Below are 18867 nucleotides of genomic sequence, written 5' to 3'. Positions count from 1 at the left end.
CACCAGTCAGGCGGTAGGCAGATGGACTTCCCGGCGGAACACTCCGCGGACTTCCCGGCGCAGGCGCACCCCCACCCGCACGGTGGATGGCCCGGCAACGAACTGGAGGAGGTGCTCTCGGCCTCCCTCGGCGTCCCCTCGGCCGGCGGCCGGATCGTCGAGGTGCTCGGCCGCAGCTTCGTCTGGGTCCCGCTGCCGGGCGGCGGCGGCCCGCACAGCGGCCCGCTGGACCTGCCCACGCTGGAGATCGAGGGCCAGGCCTACGTGCCGGTGTTCAGCTCCGAGGAACAGTTCCGCCAGGTCGTCGGCGCCCACATGTCGTACGCCATAGCGCCCGCCGTGGAGTTCGCGCGCGGCCTGCCCCCGCAGGCGGGCATAGCCGTCAACCCGGGCGGCGTGGTCGGCGTACCCCTGCCGCCGCCCGCGGTCGCCGAGCTGTGCCGGACCGGGCGCACCCCGCTGGACGGTCCCGCGAGCGGCGGCCGGGTCCGCCTGTTCGAGCCCGACTGGCAGGACGACCCGGTCGACTTCCTGTCCACGGCCGCGGCCGAGTTCGAGGGCACCGGCGTGGTCCGCACCGCCCGCCGCTGCCTCGCCGCCATCGAGACCGCCGAGCCGGTCATGTTCGTCGGCGTCGAGCTGACCCACTGCGAGGGCGACCTGCGGGCCCTGCCCATGGACGCCCTGTCCCGCGCCCTCGGCAGGTCCCCGGTCACATGGCCCGTCAACCTGGTCCTGCTGGACGTGGCGCAGGACCCGGTGGGGGACTGGATGCGTGAGAGGGTCAAGCCGTTCTACCAGCAGCCGATGTAGGCGCGGGCCGGGCACCGAACTCCCGCACCGGCTCCCGCCGCACTTAATCTGGTCTCCTAACCGACGGCACTTTCCCGAAGGGGCACAACGTGAGCGCGAGCGGCACAGCCGCGGCCGGACAGGTCGAGCACATGCTGCGCCAGGTGACGCCCGGGCGCTACGACGCCTACGAGGCGCTGCTCCGCGCGCTCGCCACCCCCTCCTCCGGGCAGGTCTGGATGCTGCTGTGGCAAGGCCGGGCCGGCTCCCCGGACGCCCAGTACGCCGGCATGGAGGTCGACGGCCACGGCTACGCGCCCTGCGTGACCTCCGCCCAGGAGCTGTCGGCCAGCGGCTGGAACCGGTCGTACGAGGTGGTCGACGGCCTGGAGGTGGCCCGCGCCCTCTACCCGGACCGCTACGGCCTCTGGCTCAACCCGCACGCCCCGGGCGGCGGCGTCGGCATCCCCTGGCTCGACCTGCGCCGCATCGCCACCGGCCTGGACCGGCAGCCCGCGGGCCCCCTGCGGCTGTCCGAACCGGCCATCGAGATCCCGCAGTTCTACGCCCTGATCGCGCAGAACGCCCACCGCACCCCGGCGGTCCGCTCGCTGCGCCGCGCCTGGGTGCAGCCGGCGCTGGGCGCGCCGTACCTCGCCATCGGTCTCGACGTGTACGACACCAGCCCGCCGGCCGTGGAATCGGTGCGCGCGATGATGCGGCAGTCGATCGGCGCGGTCCCGGAGGGCCTGCCGGTGTCGACGGTCGCGCTGTCCGACGAGCACGACCCGGTGGCGATGTGGCTGCGCGCGAACGCCCGGCCGTTCTACGACCGCGAGGCGCACGCGGGCCCCGCCCAGGCGCCCGCGGCGGGGTACGGATTCCCCCCGGCGCAGGGCCGGTACTGACCCCTCCGCATGACGGACGGGCGGGCTCGGCCGGGGCGACTCTCCGCGCGTAGAGAAGGGCGGTAGGTCCCGGACTGGGCCGAATGGTCCGACTCGCGTGCGTCCGAGAGCCGCGATGAGCTGTTCGGATAACGGAATTTCCCAGTCAGCATCACGGTTGCGCATCCATTCTCCGTCAAGTCTGGCAACGAAACGCCGAAGCGTTGAAGACTCCCGCACCAGGGGTGTTCACCCCTGTGTACGCCTGCGTACGACGGACTGAATCGCCGCCACAGCGGCAAGTGCGGGCCGGCCACCCGCCGGTTGAGAGGGGTCCCTGCCAGATGACGGCACCATTGCACGAGCCGACCGCGGAAGCGGCCCCGAGTGCGGCCGAAGAAGCGGCGGTAGTCAGCTCCGGCGCGAAGGCCGTGCAGGGACGCTCCTTGGGCCGGATCGCCTGGGAGCGCCTGAAACGGGACAAACTGGCCCTCGCGGGAAGCGTCGTCGTGCTGTTCCTGGTCGCTGTCGCGCTGTTCGCGCCGGTGATCACGAGCCTGGTCGGGCAGGATCCCGAGTCGCACCACGAGGACCTCATTGACCCGCTGTTCGGCACCCCGACGGGCTCCTGGGGCGGCATCAGCAGTGAGCACCTGCTGGGCGTCGAACCGGTCAACGGCCGCGACATCTTCGCCCGCATCGTCTACGGCGCGCGGATCTCACTGCTCGTCGGTTTCCTGTCGGCGCTGGTGGCGGTGGTCATCGGGACCGTGCTGGGCATCCTCGCCGGGTTCTTCGGCGGGTGGGTCGACGCCGCGATCAGCAGGGTGATGGACGGTCTGCTGGCCTTCCCCCAGCTGCTGTTCATCATCGCGCTGGTCTCCGTCATGCCGAACGAGATGCTGGGACTGACGGGGACGGGCGTGCGCCTGTTCGTGATGATCCTCGTCATCGGCTTCTTCGGCTGGCCCTACATCGGACGCGTGGTGCGCGGCCAGACGCTCTCCCTGCGCGAACGGGAGTACGTCGAGGCGGCCCGGTCGCTGGGCGCGGGGCGGTTCTACATCCTCTTCAGGGAACTGCTGCCCAACCTGGTCGCGCCGATCATCGTCTACACGACGATGATGATCCCCACCAACATCCTCACCGAAGCGGCACTCAGCTTCCTGGGCGTGGGCGTCAAGCCGCCCACGGCCTCCTGGGGCCAGATGCTCTCGAGCGCGATCGACTACTACGACTCGGACCCCATGTACATGGTGATCCCGGGCGTGGCGATCTTCATCACCGTTCTTGCCTTCAACCTCTTCGGCGACGGCGTGCGTGACGCGCTCGACCCGAAGGGCTCCCGCTGAACTGCCGTACCCCTAGCGGCCCGTGGCATCTGGCACGGGACCTCTCATCACAACCGGAGGATCCGAGATCGTGACTACCCAACGCACCTCAGGGCGGCGCAAGCAGGCCGTGGCCGCTGCCGCCGTGGTCGCCGCGCTGATGGCCACGGCGGCGTGCGGCGGCGACGGCGGCGGCGAGGGCGGCAACAAGGCGGCCGGCTTCAACGCGGCCAACAACAAGCTGGCCAACGCGTCCACCACCAAGGGCGGCGAGCTGAAGTTCGCCGGAGCCCAGGACGCCGACTCGTGGGACACCACGCGCGGTTACTACGGCTTCGCCTGGAACTTCATGCGCTTCTACAGCCGTCAGCTGCTGAGCTTCAAGACGGAGCCGGGCAAGACGGGCGCCGAACTGACGCCGGACCTCGCCACCGACTCGGGCAAGGTCTCGGAGGACGGCAAGACCTACACCTTCACCCTGCGTGACGGCATCACCTGGGAGGACGGCAAGCCGATCACGTCCCAGGACGTGAAGTACGGCATCCAGCGCCAGTGGGCGCAGGACGTGCTGTCCGGCGGTCCCGTCTACCTGAAGGACATCCTGGACCCGAAGGGCGAGTACCAGGGCCCGTACAAGGACAAGTCCCCCGACAAGCTCGGCCTGAAGGCCATCGAGACGCCGGACGAGAAGACCATCGTCTTCAAGCTTCCCGCGGCCAACAGCGACTTCCCCGAGATGCTCGCGATGCCGTCGGCGTCCCCGGTCCGCCAGGACAAGGACACCAAGTCGAAGTACGCGCTGCGGCCGTTCTCCAGCGGCCCGTACAAGTTCCAGTCGTACTCCCCGGGCAAGTCCCTCGTCCTCGTCCGCAACACGGAGTGGAAGAAGGAGTCGGACCCGATCCGCAAGGCGTACCCGGACAAGATCAGCGTCCGGTTCTTCACCAACGCCAACGACATGGACCAGCGCCTGATCAACGGCGACTACCACCTGGACATCAACCAGACCGGCATGTCGCCGCAGGGCCGCACCACCGCCCTGAAGAAGCACAAGGGCAACCTGGACAACCCGGTCAGCGGCTACATCCGGTACGCGGTCTTCCCGCAGAGCGTGAAGCCGTTCGACAACATCCACTGCCGCAAGGCCGTCATCTACGGCGCCGACCACGTGTCGCTGCAGAACGCGCGCGGCGGCCCCATCGCCGGCGGTGACATCGGCACCAACATGCTGCCGCCGTCGGTGCCGGGCTCCGAGGGCCAGAAGTACGACCCGTACGAGATGGCGGGTGCCAACAAGAAGGGCAACATCGCCAAGGCCAAGGAAGAGCTCAAGGCCTGCGGTCAGCCCAACGGCTTCAAGACCCGCATCGCGGTCCGCAACAACAAGCCGGTCGAGGTGGCCACCGCGGAGTCGATGCAGGCGTCCCTGAAGAAGGTCGGCATCCAGGCGGAGATCGACCAGTACGACGGCTCGCAGACCTCCGGCATCATCGGCAGCCCCTCGAACGTGAAGAAGAAGGGCTACGGCATCATCATCATGGGCTGGGGCCCGGACTTCGCCACCGTCCAGGGCTTCGGTCTGCCGCTGTGGAGCAGCAAGTACATCCTCGAGAGCGGCAACAACAACTTCGCCCTGATCAAGGACAAGGCGATCGACAAGCTCTTCGACGACTACGTCAAGGAGCTCGACGAGGCGAAGAAGGCCGACATCTCGAAGCAGATCAACCACAAGGTCATGGAGGGCGCCTACTACATGCCCTTCACCTTCGAGAAGTTCATCAACTGGCGCTCGTCCGACCTGGCGAACGTCTACACGACCGACGCCTACAACGGGCAGTACGACTTCGTGAACCTGAGCGTCAAGAAGTAACCCGGCCGGCACACCCGCCACACGGCACGAAAGGCAGGTGAAGGCCGGGGCGGTGTGACCGTGGGCCACCAGAGAACCTCTGGTGGCCCCGGTCCGCCGCCGGGCCGAGAGCTGTGCTCGCTTACCTCATCAGGCGGCTGTTCGCCGCCGCAGTGATGCTGGTGGTCATCATCCTGGTGGTCTTCAGCATCTTCTTCCTCGTCCCCAAGTGGGCGGGAGTCGACCTGGCCACGAGCTTCGTGGGCAAGCAGGCCGACCCGGCCGCCGTCGAGGCGGTGCGGCAGAAGCTGGGCCTGAGCGACCCCGTCCTCGTCCAGGTCTGGGAGTTCTTCAAGGGCATCTTCGTGGGCCGCACCTACGCGGCCGGCGGCGACGTCACCGAGTGCGCCGCGCCGTGCTTCGGGTACTCCTTCCGCAGCGAACAGGCCGTCTGGCCGGTGCTGACCGACCGCTTCCCGGTGACCCTGGGACTCGCGCTCGGTGCCGCCCTGCTGTGGCTGATCATGGGCGTGGCGGCGGGCGTGCTCTCCGCGCTCAAGCGGGGCAGCGTCTGGGACCGCAGCGCGATGGTCGTTGCCCTGGCGGGCGTCTCCCTCCCCATCTACTTCACCGGTCTGCTCAGCCTGGCGATCTTCAGCTACGGACTGGGCTGGATCGACGGCGAGTACGTGCCGATGGAGGACAGCCTCACCGGCTGGCTCGGCGGCATGATCCTGCCGTGGGTCACCCTGGCGTTCCTGTACGCGGCGATGTACGCCCGGATCACCCGGGCCACCATGCTGGAGATCCTCGGCGAGGACTACATCCGCACGGCCCGCGCCAAGGGCCTGCGCGAGCAGGTCGTCATCCGCAAGCACGCGATGCGCTCCACGATGACGCCGATCCTGACCATGCTCGGCATGGACATCGGCGCCCTCATGGGCGGGGCGATCCTGACCGAGACCACGTTCAGCCTCCCCGGCCTCGGCCAGAAGGTGCTGGACGCGATCAAGAACCAGGACCTGCCCTTCATCCTGGGCGTCACCCTGATCACCTCCCTCGCCGTGCTCGTCGCCAACCTCGTGGTGGACATCCTGTACGCCGTGATCGACCCCCGAGTGAGGCTCACATGACCGAACTCAGCAAGACCGGAGCGGCCATGGGCGAGCCCACCGGCACCTCGCGGGCGCCCAGCGCCTTCCTCGAGGTGCGCGACCTCAAGGTGCACTTCCCGACCGACGACGGCCTGGTCAAGTCCGTCGACGGGCTCAGCTTCCAGCTGGACAAGGGCAAGACCCTCGGCATCGTGGGCGAGTCCGGCTCCGGCAAGTCGGTGACCTCGCTCGGCATCATGGGCCTGCACACCGCCGGCCAGTACGGCAAGCGCAAGGCGCAGATCTGCGGCGAGATCTGGCTGGACGGCACCGAGCTGCTGTCCGCCGACCCGGACCACGTGCGGCGGCTGCGCGGCCGTGAGATGGCGATGATCTTCCAGGACCCGCTGTCCGCGCTGCACCCGTACTACACGATCGGCGCGCAGATCGTGGAGGCGTACCGCATCCACCACGACGTCGACAAGAAGACCGCCAAGCGGCGCGCGGTCGAGATGCTCGACCGGGTCGGCATCCCGCAGCCGGACAAGCGGGTCGACAGCTACCCGCACGAGTTCTCCGGCGGCATGCGCCAGCGCGCGATGATCGCCATGTCGCTGGTGAACAACCCCGAACTGCTCATCGCGGACGAGCCGACCACCGCCCTGGACGTCACGGTCCAGGCGCAGATCCTCGACCTGATCCGCGACCTGCAGAAGGAGTTCGGCTCCGCGGTCATCATCATCACCCACGACCTGGGCGTCGTCGCCGAACTGGCCGACGACATCCTGGTGATGTACGGCGGACGCTGCGTCGAGCGGGGCCCGGCGGAGCAGGTCTTCTACGAGCCGCGCCACCCCTACACCTGGGGACTGCTCGGCTCGATGCCGCGGCTGGACCGCGAGCAGCAGGAGCGGCTCATCCCGGTCAAGGGCTCCCCGCCCTCGCTCATCAACATCCCGTCGGGCTGCGCCTTCAACCCGCGGTGCCCCTACGCGGACGTCCCGAAGGACGACGTCACCCGCACGGTCCGTCCGGAGCTCGCCGAGGTCGGCAGCCGTCACTGGGCCGCCTGCCACATGAGCAGGGAGCAGCGGGAGCGTATCTGGACCGAAGAGATTGCGCCGAAGCTGTGAGCGAGAACTCCAAGGACACCGACGTGACCACCCCCGCGACGAGCGGCGGCGCGACCCTCGCCGAGGGCGCCGCCCCCGGCGAGGTCCTGCTGAGGGTGACCGGCCTCCAGAAGCACTTCCCGATCCGCAAGGGCCTGCTCCAGCGGCAGGTCGGCGCGGTCCGCGCGGTCGACGGCATCGACTTCGAGGTCCGCTCCGGCGAGACCCTGGGCGTCGTGGGCGAGTCGGGCTGCGGCAAGTCGACGATGGGCCGGCTGATCACCCGGCTGCTCGAACCGACCGCCGGCACGGTGGAGTTCGAGGGCAAGGACATCACGCACCTGGGTGTGAGCGGGATGCGCCCGCTGCGCCGCGACGTGCAGATGATCTTCCAGGACCCGTACTCGTCGCTGAACCCCCGGCACACCATCGGCACCATCGTCGGCGCCCCCTTCAAGCTCCAGGGCGTCGCGCCCGAGGGCGGCGTCAAGAAGGAAGTGCAGCGGCTGCTGTCGGTCGTGGGGCTCAACCCCGAGCACTACAACCGCTATCCGCACGAGTTCTCCGGAGGCCAGCGCCAGCGCATCGGCATCGCCCGCGCGCTGGCGCTCAACCCGAAGCTGGTCGTGGCGGACGAGCCGGTGTCGGCCCTGGACGTGTCGATCCAGGCGCAGGTGGTGAACCTGCTGGACGACCTCCAGCAGGAACTCGGCCTGACGTACGTGATCATCGCGCACGACCTGTCCGTCGTCCGGCACGTCTCGGACCGCATCGCGGTGATGTACCTCGGCAAGATCGTCGAGCTGGCCGACCGCGACTCGCTCTACAAGGCGCCGATGCACCCGTACACCAAGGCGCTGATGTCGGCGGTGCCGATCCCGGACCCGCGGCGCAAGGCGGGCAAGAGCGAGCGCATCCTGCTCAAGGGCGACGTGCCCTCGCCGATCTCCCCGCCGAGCGGCTGCCGCTTCCACACCCGGTGCTGGAAGGCGACGGAGATCTGCCGCACGACGGAGCCGCCGCTGCTGGAGCTGCGGCCGGGCCAGCGGGTCGCCTGCCACCACCCGGAGAACTTCGCGGACCAGGCCCCGGGCGACACGGTGCTGCTGTCGGCCGCGAAGGAGGCCGGCGCGCTGGTGGGCGACGCGGTGCTGGAGGAGTCGGCGCAGACGTCGGCGGCGGTGGCCAAGGAGGTCTCCTCCGAGGGCCCGTCCGCCGACGGGCGGAACGCTTCCGGGGACGCTCCCTCCAAGGAGTAGCAAGCAGGAACGAGCCCTCGCCTTTCATTGGAAGGCGGGGGCTCGCTCGTGGGTCAGAATGGCAGGGTGCTTCAGCAACTGTTCAGCCCGTCCGTCCAGCACACGCTCGACCTGATCGGCATCTTCGTCTTCGCCATCTCCGGCGCCCTGCTGGCCGTCCGGAAGAACTTCGACGTCTTCGGCATCGCCGTCCTCGCCGAGGTCACCGCGCTGGGCGGCGGGCTGCTGCGCGACCTGGTCATCGGAGCCGTGCCGCCCGCCGCCTTCACCGACCTCGGCTACTTCCTCACCCCGCTGCTCGCCGCCGCGCTCGTCTTCTTCCTGCACCCCCAGGTGGAGCGCATCCAGGCCGGCGTGAACGTCTTCGACGCGGCCGGCCTCGGCCTGTTCTGCGTCGCCGGGACGACGAAGGCGCACGCGTACGGGCTCGGCCTGACCGCCTCCGCCTGCCTCGGCCTCGCCACGGCGGTGGGCGGCGGCGTGCTGCGGGACGTGCTCGCCAACGAGGTGCCGTCCCTGCTGCGCTGGGACCGTGACCTGTACGCGGTCCCGGCGATCGTCGGCGCCACGATGGTCGCGCTGTGCATCCGCCACGACGCGCTGACGCCGGTCACCAGCGGCCTCGCGGTCGTCACGGCCTTCGTGCTGCGGCTGCTGGCGATGTGCTACCACTGGCGGGCCCCGCGCGCCTGGAACCGCAGGTCGACCGTGCGGGAGGAGGACCGCGGGGCCTCGTCGTTCTCCTGACCCGCATCGTTCACACGGTGGCCAGAGAAAGCTACCGCTTAGTAGTTTGATGTTGTACGGTACCGCCATGGCTCAGGCATCCCAGGCGACCATCGGCAGCAGCGAGTTCGACCGCGACACCGCCGTCACCCGGCGCGCGGAAGGCGTCTACGCCATCGACCTGTCCGCCGACTGGACGATCTTCAACGCCGTGAACGGCGGCTATCTGCTGGCCGTGCTGGGCCGCGCCCTCTCGCAGGCGCTGCCGCACCCCGACCCGTTCACCATCACCGCGCACTACCTCACCGCCTCCCGGCCGGGCCCGGCGGTGGTGCGCACCGAGACCGTCCGCACCGGCCGCACCCTCTCCACCGGCCAGGCCTCGCTCCACCAGTACGACGACGAGGGCAACGAGGTCGAGCGGATCCGCGTCCTCGCCTCCTACGGCGACCTCGACGGGCTGCCCGACGACGTCCGCACGTCGGCGGTGCCGCCCGCGATCCCGCCGCTGGACCAGTGCTTCGGGCCCGAGGACGGGCCGGCCCCCGTGCCCAGCGGTTCGGCCCTCACCGACCGGCTGATGATCAAGGTGGACCCGGCCACCCTCGGCTGGGCGCTCGGGCAGCCGTCCGGCAAGGGCGAGATGCGTGCCTGGTTCGGCCTCAAGGACGGCCGGGACGCCGACCCGCTCTCGCTGCTCCTCGCGGTCGACGCGCTGCCGCCCACCGCCTTCGAGCTGGGGCTGAGCGGCTGGGTGCCCACGGTCGAGCTGACCGTGCACGTGCGGTGCCGCCCGGCGCCCGGCCCGCTGCGGGTGTCCGTCACCACGCGCAACCTCGCCGGCGGCTTTCTGGAGGAGGACGCCGAGGTCTGGGACAGCGCCGACCGGCTGGTGGCCCAGTCCCGGCAGCTCGCGCGGGTGCGGCTCGGCTGACGCGCTGTCCGGGCCGGGCGGGCGTGGAGGGGGGCGTGGCCGTGGGTCCGGCTGTCGGCGTGGGCGGGCGGCGTCAGTCCGGCCAGTGCCTGCGGCCGATGCTGATCAGCCGTAGCTGACGCGCGGCGAGCCGTGTGACGCGCTCGCGCTCGCGCTGCGGTGCCGGGGCCTCCAGTGCCTCCAGGAACAGCGACGCCGTGACGAGCATCTGGTCGACGTAGAGGTGCGCGAGCATCAGCAGGTCGCCGTCGTCCCAGCCCTCCGACACCGGGTCCCGGGCCAGCTCCGCCTTCACCTCGTCGGCGAACCGCGCCAGCTGGGCGCGGATGGCCTCCCGCACCGGCCGCACCCCGCCGTGCCGCTCACGCGCGACGAACCGGACGTGCGCCGGGTACGCCTCCACATGGCCGGCGATCACCTCGACGGCGCGGTCGATGCGTTCGGCGCTGTCGCCCGTCGTGGCCACCGTCGACCGGATCATCGGGTGCAGACTGCCCAGCGCCTCCTCGACCAGCGCCACGCCCAGGTCCGCCGTGGAGCGGAAGTGCCGGTAGAAGGCGGTCGGGGCGACGCCGACGGCCCGCGTGACCTCCCGCAGCCCGAGACTGCTCAGGCTCTGCTCCTCCAGCAGGCCCAGCGCGGCGTCCAGCAGTGCCTGCCGGGTCTTCCGCTTCTGGGCCTGCCGGACGCCGAGGGTGTGACTCATGACATGTAGTCAACAACTGTTCCGCGCCCTTTGGAAAGTCGTGGACCGCGTTAGACTGGAAAGTCAGTGAACAAGTGTAACCACAATTGTTCACCCGACCGGAGGGGGAAAACTCCATGGTGTTCCTGGTCGCAGCGCTCCTGCTGTTCGGCGCGGTGCTGGGCACCGTCGCCCACGCGCCCGTGTCCTTCAGCCTGGTCGCCGCCGTCGTGATCGCCGCGTGGCTGGGCGTCTTCGCCCTCCGCGAGCGCCACGCCCGCCGCCGCGGCCCCTTCGCCGGCTGACCCGCACGCCCGATCCGAACCGACCGTCGGGAGCTGACCCACCCATGCATCTGACCGCACCGGCCACGCACCGGACCGGCATCCGCGACACCGACGGCATGGCCGTGGCGTCCTTCGTCCTCGGCCTGCTCGGCCTCCTCGTCCTCAACGTGTTCCTCGGGCCGATCGCCATCGCGCTCGCCGCCGTCGCCCTGCGGCGCGGCACCGCCCGGCGCGGCCGGGCCGCCCTCGGCCTCGGGCTCGGCGTCGCCGACCTCGTGGTGCTGGCGGTGTTCATGCAGGCCGACCAGACCGTCTCCTGGAGCTTCTGAGCCCTTCGCCTGGAGCTCGCGGGCGGGCGGCCGGGAGTCCCCGGGGGGTGGCGGGGCGCGCCCCCCGGCCCCGTGGAGCAGCCCCGTAGAATCGGGCTTACCATGGCTTACCTCGACCACGCCGCGACCACCCCGATGCTTCCCGAGGCAGTCGAGGCACTCACCGCGCATCTCGGCGTCACCGGCAACGCCTCCTCCCTCCACGCGGCCGGCCGCCGCGCGCGGCGCACCGTCGAGGAGGCCAGGGAAGCCCTCGCCGACGCCCTCGGCGCCCGCCCCAGCGAGATCGTCCTCACCTCCGGCGGCACCGAGGCCGACAACCTCGCCGTCAAGGGCCTGTACTGGGCCCGCCGCGACGCCGACCCGGCCCGCACCCGCGTCCTGGCGAGCCCCGTCGAGCACCACGCCGTCCTCGACGCCGTGCACTGGCTCGGCGAACACGAGGGCGCCACCGTCGAGTACCTGCCCGTGGACTCCTACGGCCGCGTCCACCCGGACGCGCTGCGCGAGGCCGTCGCCCGCAACCCCGACGACGTCGCCCTCGCCACCGTGATGTGGGCCAACAACGAGATCGGCACGGTCATGCCGGTCCGCGAACTCGCCGACGTGGCGAGCGAGTTCGGCGTCCCGCTGCACGCCGACGCGGTGCAGGCCTTCGGGCAGCTGCCCGTCGACTTCGGCGCCTCCGGGCTCGCCGCGATGACCGTGTCCGCGCACAAGATCGGCGGCCCGTACGGCATCGGCGCCCTGGTCCTCGGCCGTGAGCACACGCCCGTACCCGTGCTGCACGGCGGCGGCCAGGAGCGGCACGTGCGCTCCGGCACCCTCGACGTGCCCGCGGTCGCCTCCTTCGCGGTCGCCGGGCGGCTGGCCGCCGAGCAGCGCGAGTGGTTCGCCCGCGAGATCGGCGCCCTGCGCGACAGCCTGGTGGCCGCGGTCCTGGCCGCCGTGCCGGACGCGATCCTGGGCGGCGACCCGAAGGACCGCCTCCCGGCCAACGCGCACTTCACCTTCCCCGGCTGCGAGGGCGACTCGCTGCTGCTCCTGCTCGACGCCCAGGGCATCGAGTGCTCCACCGGCTCCGCCTGCACGGCCGGTGTCGCCCAGCCCAGCCACGTCCTGCTCGCCACCGGCACCGACCCCGAACTGGCCCGCGGCACCCTGCGCTTCTCCCTCGGCCACACCTCCACCGAGGCCGACGTCGAGGCGCTCGCCCGGGCCATCGGGCCGGCGGTGGAGCGGGCACGGGCGGCGGGGCTGACGTAGGGAGAGCGGCTGGCGCAGCGCGGACCGGCCGGCGAGGCCCGTACGCGGGGACCTTCGGTCAGGGCCTCGCCCCCGTCGCCGCCGGTCCCGGCCCGCTCACGCCACGGCCGTGCGCGCCCGCCGCACCAGCTTCATGTAGCGGTCCCAGTCCCAGTGCGGGCCCGGGTCCGTGTGGTCGGTGCCCGGCACCTCCACATGGCCGATGATGTGCTCCCGGTCCACGGGGATGCCGTAGCGGGCGCAGACCCGGGCCGTGAGGCGGGCCGACGCCTCGTACATCTCGTCCGTGAAGTCCTGCGGCCGGTCCACGAAGCCCTCGTGCTCGATGCCGACACTGCGTTCGTTGTAGTCGCGGTTGCCCGCGTGGTACGCCACGTCCAGCTCGCGGATCATCTGCGCGATGTGGCCGTCCTGGCCGACGATGTAGTGCGTGGCGGCCCTGTGCCCCGGGTCCTGGAACGCCCTGACCGCGCTGGCGAAGCTGCCCTGCGTGACATGGACGACCACCATGTCGATGCCGTAGTCGTCGGGCCGGTCCGCACGCCGCCAGTTCGCCTCCGACGCCGCCACCCAGCGCGCCCCCCGGAAGTCCACCTCGCCCGCCTTGCGCGGCTTCTCCACACCCGGCGCCCGCCACCACAGCCGGGCCAGCTCGTCGCGCGTCAGGGCCGCCGTGCCGACGGCCGCCGCCATCCCGCCGACGATCAGCGCCCGCCGCCCGACGCGCCGGTCGGTGTCCTTCGATGCCCGTGTCGCCCCCATGTGATCGTGAACGGATACCCGGGGGTCCTGGTTCCCGGACCCCCGTACCCTGGAGGGGCTATGACTGACACCCCGCAGCGCACCCGACCCCTCCGCGTCCTCGCCGCCATGTCCGGCGGCGTCGACTCAGCCGTCGCCGCCGCCCGCGCGGCCGAGGCGGGCCACGACGTCACCGGCGTCCACCTCGCACTCTCGGCGAACCCCCAGTCGTTCCGCACGGGCGCGCGCGGCTGCTGCACCATCGAGGACTCCCGCGACGCCCGCCGCGCCGCCGACGTCATCGGCATCCCTTTCTACGTGTGGGACCTCGCCGACCGCTTCCGCGAGGACGTCGTCGAGGACTTCGTCGCCGAGTACGAGGCCGGCCGCACCCCGAACCCGTGCCTGCGCTGCAACGAGAAGATCAAGTTCGCCGCCCTGCTGGACAAGGCGCTGGCGCTGGGCTTCGACGCGGTCTGCACCGGCCACTACGCCAAGGTCGTGGTGAACGAGGACGGCACACGCGAGCTGCACCGCGCCTCCGACATGGCGAAGGACCAGTCGTACGTGCTGGGTGTGCTGGACGGCAGGCAGCTCGCCCACGCGATGTTCCCGCTGGGCGACACGGTCACCACCAAGGAGGAGATCCGCGCGGAGGCCGAGCGGCGCGGCCTCGCCGTCGCCAAGAAGCCCGACTCGCACGACATCTGCTTCATCGCCGACGGCGACACCCAGGGCTTCCTGGCCGCCCGGCTCGGCAAGGCGGAGGGCGACATCGTCGACGAGTCCGGCGCCAGGCTCGGCACGCACGAGGGTGCGTACGGCTTCACCATCGGCCAGCGCAAGGGCCTGCGCATCGGCACCCCGGCCCCCGACGGCAAGCCGCGCTACGTCCTGGACATCTCGCCCGTCGACAACACCGTCACGGTCGGTCCGGCGTCCGCCCTGGACGTCACCGCGCTGACCGCGATCAGGCCCCGCTGGTGCGGCGCCGCCCCCAGCGGCCCCGGCACGTACACGGCCCAGCTGCGCGCGCACGGCGACGAGACCCCGGTGATCGCCGAGCCCTCCGGCGACGAGCTGAAGGTCCGCTTCACCGAGCCCGTCCGCGGGGTCGCGCCGGGCCAGGCGATCGTCCTGTACGACGGCACGCGCGTGGTGGGCTCGGCGACGATCGCGTCGACGGTACGGGCGACGGCGGCGGGCGTGGCCTGAGCGGCTGGAGCGGCGTCCCGGCCCGCCGGGCCGGTCAGCCCGCGAAGAACTCCGTCAGCACCGGCGCCAGGACGTTCGGGTCGACCAGGTGGGTCTGGTCCTCCAGCTCGCGGTACGTGCCCCGCGGCGCGGCGTCGGCGATCTCCCGGGCCGCCCGAGCCATCCACGGCGGGCTCGCGCCGCCCGCCACCGACAGCACCGGCACGGTGAGCGCGGCCAGCTTCTCGCGGGGGACCCGGCTGTCGCCCAGGCAGGCGTCGTCGTAGGCCAGGCTCGGCGCGAGGGACTCCATCGCGGCCCACATCGGGGACTGCCGCGCGCGCTCGATCATCTCCTCGGCGAGCCCCGTCAGGCGCAGGAAGTGCTCCACCGCGTCCCCGCGCCGCCCCTGCCCCAGCGCCTCGGTCAGCCGCGCGGTGTACTCCCGCCGCTGCCGCACGCCGTCCTCGTCCACGGCGTACGGCACCTCGTACACGGCGGCCCGGCGCACCGGCAGTCCGCTCGCCGCCGCCTCCAGGACGAGCGCGCCGCCCGACGAGACGCCGTACAGCGACGCCTCCCCGCCGACCACGTCGATCAGCGCCGCCAGGTCCTCCACCTCGCGGCGCACGTCGTACGGCTGCGTGTCGCCGCTCTCGCCGCGCCCCCGGCGGTCGTGGACGACGACGGTGAAGTGCCGGGAGAGCGGTCCGGCCAGCGGGGCCACCGTGGCGCCCGTCGACATCGCACCGCTCACGAGGATCACCGCGGGCCCCCGGCCGGTCTGCCGGTACGCGATGGACGTGCCGTCCTGGGAAAGCGTCTCGTTGTCCATGCCTGTGCAGACTGCCCCAAGACAGGCGATTAATCCCTCACGACACCTCCACCTCGTAGAAGCACAGGTGGCCCTTGATCCCGGCCACGGCCGGCTTCGGGTCCGGGTACGCCCACACGAGGTCCGGCGCGTCCGGCAGGGACCAGTAGGACGCGGTGCCCTTGAACGGGCAGTACGTCCGCGTGCCGGACGGCGTCAGCAGGTCCAGCCGCACGTCCTCCGGCGGCAGGTAGTAGCGCTCCGGGCAGCCCGTCTCCTTGAGGACCAGGGCGTTGTCGCTCTCCGCGAGGACCTGGCCGTCGTGCACCACGCGCACGTGCCGGTCGCTCCTGCCGACGGTGATCCGGTGTCCTTCGCTCACGATCGCACTCCTTGAGGTGGCCGAGTCGCCGGATACAGCGCACGCTGAAGCCGAGTTCTTCCCGCAGGAGGCCCCCATGGCGAGAACCCGGCCGGCCAGGAACCGCAGCAGCCTCGCCCACCAGGTGCGGTACGCCCTGTCCCACCCGGACAAGGTGCCCGCCCACGTGCGGCGGCTGGCGCGCGACACGTGGCTGCGGCTCAGGCACCGCGACCACATCGCGTACTACCGCGCCGTCATGGCCTCCGACGCCGCCCGCGACCCGAAGGCCGCCGTCGGGCACAACCCGTCGGCCGAGTCCTGGGAGCGCATCGGCCGGCTGCAGTTCGACTACCTGCTGCGGCACGGGCTCGAGCCGGGGCACCGGATGCTCGACATCGGCTGCGGCAACCTGCGGGCCGGGCGGCTGTTCATCGGCCACCTGGACACCGGCAACTACTACGGCATCGACATCTCCCCGGCCATCCTGCTCGCCGCCCAGGACACCCTCGTACGGGAGGGACTCCAGGCCAAGCTGCCGCACCTGACGCTCGCCGACGACCTCACCTTCGCGTTCCTGCCCGAGGCGCACTTCGACGTCGTCCACGCGCACAGCGTCTTCTCCCACTCGCCCCGCCACGTCATCGAGGAGTGCTTCGCGCACGTCGGCCGGATCCTCGCGCCGGGCGGCTTCTTCGACTTCACCTTCGACCGTACCGAGGGCGAGGAGCACCAGGTGCTGCACGAGGACTTCTACTACCGCACCGAGACCCTGGTGGGCCTCGCCGCCAGGCACGGCCTGACCGCCCGGTTCATGGACGACTGGGAGGACCTGCCGCACCGGCAGTCGAAACTGCGCGTGACGGCGGTGTCCGAGGCGGCGCGTACGGTGGCGCCATGAACGTCTGCGTCTTCCTCTCCGCCGCCGACCTCGACGCCCGTTACACGCGCCCCGCGCGGGAGTTCGCGGAACTGCTCGGCAAGGGCGGGCACACGCTGGTGTGGGGCGGCTCCGACGTGGGCCTGATGAAGGTCGTCGCGGACGGCGTGCAGCAGGCCGGCGGACGGCTGGTGGGCGTCTCCGTGGAGTTCCTCTCCGCCAAGGCGCGCACCGGCGTGGACGAGATGGTCGTCGCCGGGGACCTCGCCGAGCGCAAGAGGCTGCTGCTGGAGAAGGCCGACGCCGTCGTGATCATGGTGGGCGGCACCGGCACGCTGGACGAGGCCACCGAGATCCTGGAGCTGAAGAAGCACGGGCACACCGACAAGCCGGTCGTGCTGCTCAACACCGCGGGCTTCTACGACGGCCTGAAGGAGCAGTTCCGGCGCATGGAGGACGAGGGCTTCCTGCCCCGCCCGCTGACCGAGCTGGTGTTCTTCGCCGAGGAGCCGGCCGGGGCGCTGGCCTACCTGGAGGAGAGCCGGGGCGTGGCCTGAGCGCCGGTGGTGCGAGCATGGCGGCATGGCTACACATGTGATCACCGGGGCGGGGTCCGGCATCGGCGCGGCCGTCGCCCGCAGGCTGCACGCGCGCGGCGACGACCTCGTGCTGCACGCGCGTGACGCGGGCCGCGCCAAGGAGCTGGCGGCGGAGTTCCCCGGGGCGCGGACCCTGGTCGGCGACCTCGCCGAGCCCTCCAGGCTGAGCTGGGCGTTCTCCCACCAGGCGCTGCCGGAGCGGGTGGACACGCTGCTGCACGTCGCGGGCGTGGTCGACCTCGGGCCGGTGGGCGAGCTGACGCCCAAGACCTGGCGGCACCAGCTCGACGTCAACCTCGTCGCGCCCGCGGAGCTGACCCGGCTGTTCCTGCCGCAGCTGCGGACGGCGCGCGGGCACGTGGTGTTCGTGAACTCGGGCGCGGGACTGAACGCGCACGCGGACTGGTCGGCGTACGCGGCGTCCAAGCACGGGCTGAAGGCGCTGGCGGACGCGCTGCGGCAGGAGGAGCACGCCAACGGGGTGCGGGTCACCTCGGTCTATCCCGGGCGCACGGCGAGCCCCATGCAGGCCAAGGTGCACCAGCAGGAGGGCAAGGAGTACGACCCGTCGCAGTGGATCGACCCCGAGTCGGTCGCCACGACCATCGTGACGGCGCTGGACCTGCCCAGGGACGCGGAGATCAACGACGTGACGGTACGCCCGGGCCGCTGACGAGGGCGCCGGCCGGGAACGACCGTAGGCTTCCCCCGTGAACGACACCACCGACACCACCCACTTCGGCGCGGCCACCGGTATCGGCTCGCTGCCCGGCGGTGACGTCCGTGAGGCCGTCAAGACCGTCACCGGCACCTTCGAGGACTTCCCGTTCCTCCCCGAGCTGCCCGCCCGGGGGCCCGGCGCCGACATGCTCGGCCGGACCGCCGGGATGCTCGTCGAGCTGTACGCGCGCGTGGAGCCCAGCGGCTGGCGGCTCGGGGACCGGCCCGGACGGGACACCAGGCGGGCGCGGGCCTGGCTCGTGGAGGACCTCGACGCGCTGGAGGAGTTCACCCAGGGCTACGAGGGCCCGCTGAAGGTGCAGGCCGTCGGCCCGTGGACGCTCGCCGCGAGCCTGGAGCTGCGAAACGGCGAGGCCGCTCTCTCCGACCTCGGCGCCACCCGCGACCTCGCCGCCTCCCTCGCCGAGGGCCTGCGCCTGCACCTCGCCGAGCTGCGCCGCCGCGTGCCCGGCGCCCGGCTCGTCCTCCAGCTGGACGAGCCGTCCCTGACCGCCGTCCTGCGGGGCCGGGTCAGGTCGGCCAGCGGCTACCGGACCCACCGGGCGGTGGACCGGCAGATCGTCGAGGGCACGCTCCGCGACGTCGTCGGCGTCCACGACGGCGGGCCGGTCGTCGTGCACTCCTGCGCGCCGGACGTCCCGTTCGCCCTGCTGCGCCGGGCGGGCGCCGCGGCGGTCTCCTTCGACGCCACTCTCCTCACCGAGCGTGACGACGACGTGATCGGTGAGGCGGTGGAGGGCGGCACCCGGCTGTTCGCCGGTGTCGTGCCCGGCACCGACGGCCCGTTGTCAGACCCTGCCGGTAGCGTCATGGGGGTCAGGACGCTGTGGCGCAGGCTGGGGCTGCCTCCGGGGCTTCTCGCGGAGGCGGTCACGGTCACGCCGTCGTGCGGACTCGCGGGCGCGTCCCCCGAGTACGCGCGCCGGGCTCTCGCCCACTGCGCCCGGGCGGCGAGATCCCTCGCTGACAACCCTGAGTGACGGAAG

21 protein-coding genes are annotated in these 18867 nt (G+C 71.7%); 17 read left to right on the top strand and 4 right to left on the bottom strand.

The features are described 5' to 3' along the window. Nucleotides 1-21 precede the first annotated feature (21 nt). The 9 genes from AB0M97_RS17140 (at nucleotide 22) to AB0M97_RS17100 (ending at nucleotide 9984) form a co-directional block, all read left to right on the top strand. Complete coding sequence (locus tag AB0M97_RS17140) at nucleotides 22-813, top strand: enhanced serine sensitivity protein SseB (RefSeq protein ID WP_365961667.1); 792 nt, start codon at nucleotides 22-24, stop codon at nucleotides 811-813. An 89-nt stretch (nucleotides 814-902) separates the two neighbouring features. Beyond that, nucleotides 903-1700: an enhanced serine sensitivity protein SseB C-terminal domain-containing protein gene (locus AB0M97_RS17135; protein ID WP_365961666.1), complete on the top strand. Its 798-nt coding sequence runs from the start codon at nucleotides 903-905 to the stop codon at nucleotides 1698-1700. A gap of 323 nt (nucleotides 1701-2023) precedes the next feature. Further along, nucleotides 2024-3031: an ABC transporter permease gene (locus AB0M97_RS17130; protein WP_365961665.1), complete on the top strand. Its 1008-nt coding sequence runs from the start codon at nucleotides 2024-2026 to the stop codon at nucleotides 3029-3031. Between the two features lie 70 nt (nucleotides 3032-3101). After that, nucleotides 3102-4880: an ABC transporter substrate-binding protein gene (locus tag AB0M97_RS17125; RefSeq protein WP_365961664.1), complete on the top strand. Its 1779-nt coding sequence runs from the start codon at nucleotides 3102-3104 to the stop codon at nucleotides 4878-4880. A gap of 113 nt (nucleotides 4881-4993) precedes the next feature. Then, a complete protein-coding gene (locus AB0M97_RS17120; protein WP_365961663.1) occupies nucleotides 4994-5992 on the top strand; it encodes an ABC transporter permease in 999 nt (332 codons plus the stop codon). Further along, the gene (locus AB0M97_RS17115) at nucleotides 5989-7086 is read left to right on the top strand and encodes an ABC transporter ATP-binding protein (RefSeq protein WP_365961662.1); all 1098 of its coding nucleotides are present in this window, start codon (nucleotides 5989-5991) and stop codon (nucleotides 7084-7086) included. The genes AB0M97_RS17120 and AB0M97_RS17115 overlap by 4 nt, the downstream gene beginning before the upstream one ends. After that, nucleotides 7083-8324: a dipeptide ABC transporter ATP-binding protein gene (locus AB0M97_RS17110; RefSeq protein WP_365961661.1), complete on the top strand. Its 1242-nt coding sequence runs from the start codon at nucleotides 7083-7085 to the stop codon at nucleotides 8322-8324. Before AB0M97_RS17115 ends, AB0M97_RS17110 begins: the two co-directional genes overlap by 4 nt. A gap of 66 nt (nucleotides 8325-8390) precedes the next feature. Continuing rightward, nucleotides 8391-9071 carry a trimeric intracellular cation channel family protein gene (locus AB0M97_RS17105; protein WP_365961660.1) on the top strand — a complete coding sequence of 227 codons (681 nt, stop codon included), beginning with the start codon at nucleotides 8391-8393 and terminating at the stop codon, nucleotides 9069-9071. Nucleotides 9072-9138: 67 nt separating this feature from the next. After that, on the top strand, nucleotides 9139-9984 hold the full coding sequence (locus AB0M97_RS17100) for a thioesterase family protein (protein ID WP_365961659.1): 846 nt from the start codon (nucleotides 9139-9141) through the stop codon (nucleotides 9982-9984). A gap of 73 nt (nucleotides 9985-10057) precedes the next feature. Here the strand turns inward: AB0M97_RS17100 and AB0M97_RS17095 are convergent, their stop codons facing one another. Then, nucleotides 10058-10690, bottom strand: a complete 633-nt coding sequence (locus AB0M97_RS17095) for a TetR family transcriptional regulator (RefSeq protein ID WP_365961658.1) — start codon at nucleotides 10688-10690, stop codon at nucleotides 10058-10060. A gap of 116 nt (nucleotides 10691-10806) precedes the next feature. Here AB0M97_RS17095 and AB0M97_RS17090 point away from each other — a divergent pair, with 116 nt between their 5' ends. The 3 genes from AB0M97_RS17090 (at nucleotide 10807) to AB0M97_RS17080 (ending at nucleotide 12551) form a co-directional block, all read left to right on the top strand. Continuing rightward, the gene (locus AB0M97_RS17090; protein WP_365961657.1) at nucleotides 10807-10974 is read left to right on the top strand and encodes a hypothetical protein; all 168 of its coding nucleotides are present in this window, start codon (nucleotides 10807-10809) and stop codon (nucleotides 10972-10974) included. A gap of 44 nt (nucleotides 10975-11018) precedes the next feature. Then, nucleotides 11019-11285: a DUF4190 domain-containing protein gene (locus tag AB0M97_RS17085; protein ID WP_365961656.1), complete on the top strand. Its 267-nt coding sequence runs from the start codon at nucleotides 11019-11021 to the stop codon at nucleotides 11283-11285. Nucleotides 11286-11387: 102 nt separating this feature from the next. Next, nucleotides 11388-12551: a cysteine desulfurase family protein gene (locus AB0M97_RS17080; RefSeq protein WP_365961655.1), complete on the top strand. Its 1164-nt coding sequence runs from the start codon at nucleotides 11388-11390 to the stop codon at nucleotides 12549-12551. Between the two features lie 96 nt (nucleotides 12552-12647). Here AB0M97_RS17080 and AB0M97_RS17075 read toward each other — a convergent pair whose 3' ends face one another. After that, nucleotides 12648-13313 (bottom strand): peptidoglycan recognition family protein, encoded by a 666-nt coding sequence (locus AB0M97_RS17075; RefSeq protein ID WP_365961654.1) that lies wholly within the window; start codon nucleotides 13311-13313, stop codon nucleotides 12648-12650. A 60-nt stretch (nucleotides 13314-13373) separates the two neighbouring features. Here AB0M97_RS17075 and mnmA point away from each other — a divergent pair, with 60 nt between their 5' ends. Further along, nucleotides 13374-14507: a tRNA 2-thiouridine(34) synthase MnmA gene (gene mnmA, locus AB0M97_RS17070; RefSeq protein ID WP_365961653.1), complete on the top strand. Its 1134-nt coding sequence runs from the start codon at nucleotides 13374-13376 to the stop codon at nucleotides 14505-14507. Nucleotides 14508-14541: 34 nt separating this feature from the next. Here the strand turns inward: mnmA and AB0M97_RS17065 are convergent, their stop codons facing one another. Further along, entirely contained in the window at nucleotides 14542-15321 is a 780-nt protein-coding gene (locus tag AB0M97_RS17065) for an alpha/beta hydrolase (protein WP_365961652.1), read from the bottom strand. Nucleotides 15322-15358: 37 nt separating this feature from the next. After that, complete coding sequence (locus AB0M97_RS17060) at nucleotides 15359-15682, bottom strand: DUF427 domain-containing protein (RefSeq protein ID WP_365961651.1); 324 nt, start codon at nucleotides 15680-15682, stop codon at nucleotides 15359-15361. 76 nt (nucleotides 15683-15758) lie between these two features. Here AB0M97_RS17060 and AB0M97_RS17055 point away from each other — a divergent pair, with 76 nt between their 5' ends. Genes AB0M97_RS17055 through AB0M97_RS17040 form a run of 4 tightly spaced genes read left to right on the top strand, consistent with a single transcriptional unit; the run spans nucleotide 15759 to nucleotide 18861 of the window. Further along, nucleotides 15759-16562 carry a methyltransferase gene (locus AB0M97_RS17055; RefSeq protein WP_365961650.1) on the top strand — a complete coding sequence of 268 codons (804 nt, stop codon included), beginning with the start codon at nucleotides 15759-15761 and terminating at the stop codon, nucleotides 16560-16562. Continuing rightward, nucleotides 16559-17098: a TIGR00730 family Rossman fold protein gene (locus AB0M97_RS17050; protein WP_365961649.1), complete on the top strand. Its 540-nt coding sequence runs from the start codon at nucleotides 16559-16561 to the stop codon at nucleotides 17096-17098. The genes AB0M97_RS17055 and AB0M97_RS17050 overlap by 4 nt, the downstream gene beginning before the upstream one ends. Before the next feature lie 25 nt (nucleotides 17099-17123). Further along, entirely contained in the window at nucleotides 17124-17813 is a 690-nt protein-coding gene (locus AB0M97_RS17045; protein WP_365961648.1) for an SDR family oxidoreductase, read from the top strand. 37 nt (nucleotides 17814-17850) lie between these two features. Then, entirely contained in the window at nucleotides 17851-18861 is a 1011-nt protein-coding gene (locus tag AB0M97_RS17040) for a methionine synthase (RefSeq protein WP_365961647.1), read from the top strand. Nucleotides 18862-18867 lie beyond the last annotated feature (6 nt).

Origin of the sequence: Streptomyces sp. NPDC051207, from assembly GCF_040682395.1 — a bacterium.
Taxonomy (GTDB): domain Bacteria; phylum Actinomycetota; class Actinomycetes; order Streptomycetales; family Streptomycetaceae; genus Streptomyces.
Note: the sequence above shows the minus strand (reverse complement) of the source record. Positions and strands in the feature narration are given on the sequence as shown.